Raw genomic sequence first — 975 nt, forward strand, 5'->3', positions numbered from 1 at the left:
ATCGCAGACGTCGACTTCGTCGGCACCAAGGAATTCGACAAGGCAGCGCTGCAGAAGGCCCTGCGCGAAGTGGGCCTGGCCGACGGCCGCCCCTACGACAAGGCCCTGGCCGACCGCGCCGAGCAGGAGCTCAAGCGCCAGTACATCAGCCGCAGCCTCTACAACGCCCAGGTGGTGACCACCGTCACGCCCATCGAGCGCAACCGCGTCAACCTCACCTTCACCGTCACCGAAGGCGACGCCGCGCGCATCCGCGAGGTCCACATCGTGGGCAACAAGGCCTTCAGCGAGGGCACCCTGCTCGATCTCTTCGACCAGGACTCGGGCGGCTGGATGAGCTGGTACACCAAGAGCAACCAGTACTCGCGCGCCAAGCTCAACGCCGACCTGGAGACCCTGCGCTCCTACTACATCACCCGCGGCTACCTGGAGTTCCGCATCGACTCCACCCAGGTGGCCATCTCCCCGGACCGCCAGGACCTGAGCATCACGGTGAACATCACCGAGGGCGAGAAGTTCGTCGTCTCCGGCGTCAAGCTGGAGGGCAACTACCTGGGGCGCGACGACGAGTTCAAGTCGCTGGTGACCATCCGCCCGGGGGAGCCCTACAACGGCGAGCAGGTCACCGAGACCACCAAGGCCTTCACCGACTACTTCGGCACCTTCGGCTATGCGTTCGCGCGGGTGCAGGCCGAGCCGGAGATCGACCGGGTGAACAACCGCGTCGCGCTGACCCTGAAGGCGGAGCCCTCGCGGCGGGTGTACGTGCGGCGGGTGGCGGTCGGGGGCAACAACAAGACGCGCGACGAGGTGATCCGGCGCGAGTTCCGCCAGTACGAGGCCTCGTGGTACGACGGCGACAAGATCAAGCTGTCGCGCGACCGGGTGGACCGGCTGGGCTTCTTCACCGAAGTGAATGTGGAGACGCAGGAAGTGCCGGGCTCGCCGGACCAGGTGGACCTCGCGATCAACGTG

1 protein-coding gene is annotated in these 975 nt (G+C 66.5%); it reads left to right on the plus strand.

Going from position 1 to position 975, the window contains the following annotated elements; all coding sequences use genetic code 11:
* Positions 1-975, plus strand: a 975-nt coding sequence (gene bamA / locus AC3A6X_RS36385; protein ID WP_487846714.1) for an outer membrane protein assembly factor BamA, incomplete at both ends; no start/stop codon positions are given.

It is taken from the genome of Variovorax sp. Soil_C_12 (genome assembly GCF_057657375.1).